Below are 7,542 nucleotides of genomic sequence, written 5' to 3' on the forward strand. Positions count from 1 at the left end.
GATCGAGGCCAAGGAGGACCTGGTCGATCCGATCAAATCCTTCCTCAATGGCCAACAGGCCAAGATCTTCGATGAGGCGGACGCCCTTCTGAGCGCCAACACCGGAAATCTCGGCTACCTGCCCGCCGGCACCGCCGACCCGGTCAAGACGCTCCTCGCGGACACCAACGCGTTCCGCGGCAGCAAGATGAACCAGCTCAAAGCTGTGGCCGACACCTTGCGAGGGCAGATCGACGACGCCGTCTCCAACAAGCGGGCCGAGGTGACCGCAGCGATCGAGGAACGCAAGGCTGAGGTCGTCGCCAGCACCTACTACGCCAACGCCACCTCTGACTCACAGGAGAGCGCCATCCGTCGGATCGACCAGATCCTCAAGCGGCTGATGGGCGAGAGCCAGATTGCGCTGATCCTCCAGGTGGGATCGACCTTCGAGCAGGACGACTACCCGGAGTTGCTCAGTCGCCTCGTCACGTCCCAGCGGGGTGGAGGCAACGGTGCGCCGCCACCGAAGCAGATGGTGTCGGTCAAGACGATCCATGTCCCGGGCGTCTCCGGGGTCCTCGAATCCGAGGCCGATGTGGACAACTATCTAGCCGCCCTGCGCGCTGCGCTCGTCGAGACCCTCAACGACGGAAAGCGAATCACGCTTTGATAGAAACCGCACCGCTGAAGTCGTTTGCCACCGCAGCGCGTACCGAACTTATCCGCGAGGTGGGCGCGCGGATCACCGCTGTGCTCGCCCAGGGCTCGCCCGAGCGCGTGGAGCAGCCCAAGGCCGTGACCGCGCTGGAGCGGGCCATCGCCGGAGCCGGCGGAGGCGACACGGGGAGGGCACACGTTGCCGACAGGGTCGCGTACACCTGGTTCAACCGCATCATCGCGCTGCGGTTCATGGATGCCAATGGGTACACAGGGATCGGTGTCGTCTCGCCTGCGACCGATCAAGTCGGCCAGCCCGAGGTGCTCGCCGCGGCCAAGCGTGGCCAGATCGACACCGACGTGGTCAACGGGAGCAGCGCGAGCACGGTCACAGGGCTGCTAAACAGCACTCGTCAGCCGCGCCCCGGCGTCGACGCCCAGGCCGAGGCGTACGCGCTGCTCCTTGCGGACTACTGCCGTTTCTGGAACATGGCCATGCCGTTCATGTTCGAGCGGGAGGGCGACTACACGGAGCTGCTCATCCCGGCAAACTTGCTCGCCGACGACTCGGTCCTCAGTCGGTCCGTCATGGTGCTCACCGAAGACGTTTGCCAAGACGTCGAAGTCATCGGATGGCTCTACCAGTTTTACATCTCCGAGCGGAAGGACGAGGTCTTCGCCGGATTCAAAAAGAACAAGAAGGCCGGCGCCGACGAGATCCCCGCAGCCACCCAGCTGTTCACCCCGCACTGGATCGTTCGCTACCTCGTCGAGAACTCCCTCGGCCGTCTCTGGATGCTTAACCGCCCGTCGTCGGGTCTCGCACGCCAGATGGATTACTACATCGCCCCGATCGACGAGGAGACCGATTTCCTCGAGATCGGCAAGCCTGAGGATCTCAAGGTCATGGATCCTGCGTGCGGCTCGGGCCACATGCTCACCTACGCCTTCGACCTCCTCTACGCGATCTACGTGGAGGAGGGGTACGCGCCGTCCGAGATCCCTGGCCTGATCCTCGCCAACAACCTCTATGGCACCGAGATCGACCCCCGAGCGGGAGCCTTGGCGGCCTTTGCCCTGACGATGAAGGCCAGCGCCAAGCGCAAGCTCTTCCTCAAGAACCCGGTCGAGCCGAACGTCTGCGTCCTCGACCCGATCTCCTTCAGCTCTGACGAGTTGAGCTATCTCGTGACCAAGGGTGGGGATCGCCACGCAGAAGAGGCGTTCTGGAACCAGTTCGCAGAGGCCCATACCCTCGGATCGCTTGTCCGCCCAGACGCAACTCTTCTCCCTCGCCTCGCACAGCACCTGGCGACGCTGGACGATCAGGGCGATATGTACAGAGCGGACGCGATCGAGTGGGCTTGGAAAGCAATCCGGCAAGCAGAGTTCCTTGCCCGTCGCTACTCAGTTGCCGTAGCCAACCCTCCCTACATGGGTCAGCGAAATACCTCTAACGTACTTCAACGAGCACTCAGGTCCGGCTATCCGACGAGCAAGGCCGATCTGTACTCGGCTTTCATAGAGCGGTTGCTCGAATTGATTGCGGTTCACGGGTACTTAGCGATGATCACTATGCAGTCGTGGATGTCTCTCACGACCTACGAGAACTTGAGATCAAAGCTTCTTGCTGAGACCGAGTTAGTAACTCTGGCCCATTTGGGAACAGGCGCTTTTGACAGTATCGGCGGCGAGGTTGTGTCCACGGTCGCGTTCGTCCTCGAGTCCGGTGCTAAGGAGAAGCTCGCCACGTTCATTCGACTTACAGACCTCGGATCTGAGGCGCTGAAGTCGGCGGCACTCCAGTCATGTGCTCGTGGCGGCGAGGAATCGCGCTGCTTCTTGGTCGCCGCAGATACGTTCGCCTCTATCCCAGGCAGCCCATTCGCCTACTGGCTGCCCGAAGCGGCACGAGGTGCATTCAACAGCCTACCCTCACTTGGCGACATTGCTTCCCCTCGCGTAGGCATGCAGACATCGAACAACGCGAAATACCTTCGTTCGTGGTGGGAGGTATCGGCCGCCGAGGCATCGGAGCCGCTTTCAGGTACGTCCAAGTGGATCAGCTACCTGAAAGGCGGGCCGTTCCGGCGTTGGTACGGAAACGTCGAACTCGTGCTTCATTACAACGGCGATCCCGCCTACGTGCTCAGTCAGAACAATGCGACGATACTTACTATCGATCGGGGCCTTGCCCCCAAGATCACCTGGACTGACCTCACGAGTGGAGACTTCAGTGCTCGTCTTTCTCCCTCTGGAAGTTTCCATGACATCTCGGGTCATTGCTTCTACCCAGACGGTGGAGACATGTACTGGGTGCTCGGCTACTCAAACTCTCGTATTTTCCAGATGTACCTTTCGACTCTCAACTCGACGATGCACGCGCAAGTAGGAGACGTTGCGAAGATTCCAGTCCCAGATTTTGACCGCGCCGCGATGGCGCAACTCGCCCTGCGAGCGGTTGAACTGTCTCGGCGAGACTTTGACCGGTCAGAGACCTCGATGGCGTATGAACGCAATGAAATCTTGACCCACTTTTATTCTGGTCTACCTCTGCGCCACACCTACGATGCGCTTGTTGCACGGTGGCGGGACGAGGTCGACGAGTTGCGTAGCGTGGAAGTGGCGGTGGACACTCTCGCAGACCCTGACGGCGTTTCGGATTGGTTCAGACTCCCGGACTATCCGCGTGTCATCTCGTTGAGCGTGAATGCTGCCTACGCCTACCCTCGGGCCAACGTGCACGATGCAGCGAGCGCGCAGTGTGCCGATGCAGTTTCAGATTTGGTGGCCTACGCCATTGGCTGCATGTTCGGTCGCTACAGCCTCGACGAGCCTGGCCTAATCCTCGCGGACCAGGGTGCGACGTTGCAGGACTACCTCGCGAAGGTGCCGAGCCCGACGTTCACGCCGGACGCGGACAATGTGATCCCAATCGTGAACGGCGATTGGTTCGAGGACGACGTCGTGGGGCTGTTCCGGCAGTTGCTCCGGACGGCTTTCGGGGATCAGCACTTCGAGGAGAACTTGAGGTTCGTCACCGAGTCGCTCGGCGTGAAGAACCTGCGCGACTATTTCATCACCAGGGCTGGGAAGTCGAAATTCTACGACGACCACGTCCAGCGCTACAGGAAGCGGCCGATCTACTGGCTCTTCTCGAGCCCCAAGGGATCGTTTAACGCCCTGATTTACATGCACCGCTACACGCCCTCGACGGTCTCGACGGTCCTGACCTATCTGCGGGAGTACGTCACGAAGCTGGAGTCGGCCCTCCAGCAGGCGGAGCGCGCTGGGAACGCGAAGGAAGGCGATCGGCTCCGCAAGATCCTCGTTGAGCTGAACGAGTACGAGCACGACACGCTCTACCCGAAGGCTTCTGAGAATGTCATCATCGACCTCGACGACGGGGTCAAGGTCAACTACCCGAAGTTCGGTGCTGCACTGAAGAAGATCACCGGTCTGGAGGCATCTGGTGACTGACCCGGCCTCCGTTGAAGACGCCCTCCGGAAGCGGCTCGCCGCCAGGCGAGTCGTCTTCTGGCTCGACCCCGCGGGCGAGTACGCGGCCGAACTCGAAGCACTCGACCTCGGTGGGGCGAAGGTTCTCCGAGTGCAGGACAACGAGTTCGCAGTGAAGAGTGCGCTCCTCGCCGACCATGTCACCCCTTACCTCGTCTACCGAGTGGGGGAGACGCAGCGCGGCACGGCGAACTGGCTCCTCGACCTAGAGCTTGCCTACGGCGGGGTTTTCACTGCCGACAAGACGTCTATGCTCCTGCAGGAGCTCGGACTCAACGATCCAGAGTTCGCCCCGGTGATCGAGCAGCACCAGAAGTTCTTTGCTGCGAACAGTCGTAAGCAGGACCTGGAGAGGCTCCTAACGGAGGGCGACGACGCCGTCCGTCTCCGGGCCAAGATGTGCCAAGTCCTCGTCAAGGCTTCCGGAAACAAGCTGACCGACATCACTCGGGAGCTCCTCGCGGAGAATGCTGTGGACAAGTCGGCCAAGTGGGAGGACCTGACGACCTTTGGCCTAGACGAGTTCTACTGGGAGGGGCTCGCGAGTATCTATAAGTACTCAAGCAAGACGCCGACCGTGGATGACTTCATCCTGTGGATGTTCAGTCGGGCTATCGAGGACTTCGCCTCCGCCACTCCGGACGAGTTCCGCAACGTTCGAAGCGACTTCAACAGCCTTCGCTACGACGTCCGCAGCCAGGCCATGATGACGAAGCTCGCCTCGCGGGCTGCCCAGGCATTCGACGTCAAGTCCAAGATCGAACATCGCAGCTATCGCGATCTTGCCAAGGTCACGATCTTCGAGGAGATCGACCGCAAGGTGGTCGTCGACCTCGCTGCTGCCGTGGCGACACAGTCGGTGACTCCACGCGAAGTTGCCGACGTGGTGCGCCAGCGCCAGGAGAGCCTGTGGAAGGCCAAGTACGCCAAGCTCTACGAAGCCATTCAGAGTGCTGCGGAACTGCTGGCTTCCATTGCGGGCCTGCCGAACGCGATCGCCTCGACAGATCTCGGACTTGAGAAGTACCAGTCCGACTGGTTCCGCATCGACCAGCAGTACCGGTGGTTCACCCACGCGTATCAGACCGCCGACTTCCAGAAGCCCCTCGAAGCACTCAAGACCGAAGTCGACAAGCAATACGCCAATAAGTACCTTTACGACTTCGGCGGTCGCTGGCAGCAGACACTGGATCCCACAGGCGAGTGGAAGTCTGCCGCTCTCGCACCGCAGGCCAAGTTCTTCGACCGTCACGTCGCCCCGATCGTCAAGGACGGACGCACCAAGGTCGTCGTCATCATCTCGGACGGCATGCGCTACGAGGTCGCTGAAGAACTAGCATCAATGATCCGTAGCGAAGACCGCTTCGATGCATCGCTGTCGGCGATGCTTGGATCGTTGCCGAGTTACACCCAACTCGGCATGGCGTCGCTACTTCCGCAGTCGAGTCTTGAGCTCGATCCGAACGCTCTGCCGGTGCTCGCGGATGGGAAGCCTACGAACGGCACCGCAAACCGCGACAAGGTTCTACAAGCGGTCAAGGGGCACGCGATCGCCGCCGCCGACGTACTCGCGATGCCTGGCGACGAGCTGCGTGAGCTTTACAAGCAGCACCAAGTCTTCTACGTCTACCACGATCGCATCGACGCGGCCGGAGACAAGGCGGCGACAGAGCGGACGGTGTTCGAGGCTGCCGAGGAGACCCTCCGGGAGTTGCTGCTCCTTGCGAAGAAGTGGACGAACGCCAACGCCACCAACATCCTGCTCACGGCCGATCACGGGTTCCTCTATCAGGACATCCCGCTGGAGAAGTCTTACTACGTCTCGGAGTCACCTCAGGGTGATGCAGTCACGAAGATCAACCGCCGCTACGTGCTGGGCCGGGCGCTGAAGCCTTCCCCTTCGTTCATGACGTTCACGTCGGCCCAGGCCGGTCTCGCTGGGGACATCGATATCCAAATCCCGAGGTCGATCCACCGCATCCCGCTACCCGGCGCCGGGACACGCTACGTCCACGGTGGCGCATCCCTCCAGGAGATCGTCGTCCCCGTGGTGACGGTCAACAAGAAGCGCAAGAGCGACGTCCGCCGCGTCAACGTCGAGCTCATGCCTGAAACCGACAAGATCACAACGGGCCAGCTTGCGGTCAAGCTGCTTCAGCAGGAGCCGGTAGCGGACAAGGTCCAGCCGCGCCAGGTTCGCCTCGGCCTGTACGTCGGTGACACGCTGATCTCCGACCAGCCGATCCTCACCTTCGGCAGCCCATCCGAGGATCAGCGCCAGCGATACCAGTCGACGACCCTGTACCTGACCCAGGACGCCGACGACTTCAACAACCGCCCGGTCGAGTTGCGTCTCGAGGAGCCCATCCCGAATACGACACAGTGGAAGTCGTTCTCGAAGGGCAGCTACATCATTAAGCGTTCGTTCACGACGGACTTCGACTTCTAGGAGGTTCCTGCGATGACCGAACAAACTGACCTCGCCGAGGCCGTCGACGATTTCCCCGACGGCGTCGATGACGGGCCAGCTCCTGGGGGCGCGCCTGTGAAGTCCGCGCTCGATCAGAAGATCAACGAGGTCTTCGGCGGAGCCGTCGTCCGTAAGGACTTGGTCAAGGCCGTTAAGGGCAACGCCATCGTGCCCTCTTTCGTACTGGAGTATCTCTTGGGGCAGTACGCCGCGTCAGACGACGAGGCGACGATCCAGTCCGGCATCGAGAGCGTTCGCAAGATCCTCGCGGACCACTACGTCCACCGAAACCAGGCCGAGCTGATCAAGTCGAACATCCGTGAGAAGGGCCGCTACCGAGTCATCGACAAGGTGCAGGTCCAGCTCAACGAGAAGGACGACACATACGAGGCGGAGTTCGCAAACCTCGGCATCAAGCAGGTCCTGGTATCGCCAGCGACAATCAAGGCTCACCCGAAGCTTCTGGTCGGTGGCGTGTGGTGCATCTGCGACATCGAGTACCAGCACAGTGACAACGCCCGCGTCGTCCCGTGGATTCTCGGCTCCATCAAGCCGATCCAGCTCTCCAACTTCGATTTCGACGGCTACGTCACATCACGCCGGGAGTTCACCACCGACGAATGGATCGACCTGCTGATCCAGTCCGTAGGTTTCAACCCGGAACTCTTCGGCCGCCGCGCCAAGCTCATACAGTTGGTCCGGCTGATCCCGTTCGTCGAGCGCAACTACAACCTTGTCGAACTCGGCCCCAAAGGCACCGGAAAGTCGCACATCTTCTCGGAGTTCTCGCCCCACGGGATGTTGATCTCCGGTGGAGAGGTCACCGTCCCCAAACTCTTCGTCAACAACTCCAACGGCCGCCTCGGCCTGGTCGGCTACTGGGACGTCGTGGCCTTCGACGAGTTCGCTGGAAA

General features: G+C 61.1%; 3 protein-coding genes and 1 pseudogene. All 4 read left to right on the forward strand.

Going from position 1 to position 7,542, the window contains the following annotated elements:
* Nucleotides 1-652, forward strand: a pseudogene (locus AZH51_RS05365) (BREX system P-loop protein BrxC); the annotation flags it as partial.
* Nucleotides 649-4,119 carry a BREX-1 system adenine-specific DNA-methyltransferase PglX gene (gene pglX / locus AZH51_RS05370; protein ID WP_291522101.1) on the forward strand — a complete coding sequence of 1,157 codons (3,471 nt, stop codon included), beginning with the start codon at nucleotides 649-651 and terminating at the stop codon, nucleotides 4,117-4,119. The pseudogene AZH51_RS05365 and the gene pglX, both read left to right, overlap by 4 nt.
* A complete protein-coding gene (gene pglZ, locus AZH51_RS05375) occupies nucleotides 4,112-6,607 on the forward strand; it encodes a BREX-1 system phosphatase PglZ type A (protein ID WP_291522103.1) in 2,496 nt (831 codons plus the stop codon). The genes pglX and pglZ overlap by 8 nt, the downstream gene beginning before the upstream one ends.
* Nucleotides 6,608-6,619: 12 nt before the next feature.
* Nucleotides 6,620-7,542 (forward strand): BREX system Lon protease-like protein BrxL (gene brxL, locus AZH51_RS05380; RefSeq protein WP_291522105.1); only part of this gene is annotated, 923 nt, incomplete at its 3' end.

This window comes from Branchiibius sp. NY16-3462-2, assembly GCF_001594145.1.
Classification (GTDB): Bacteria; Actinomycetota; Actinomycetes; order Actinomycetales; family Dermatophilaceae; genus Branchiibius.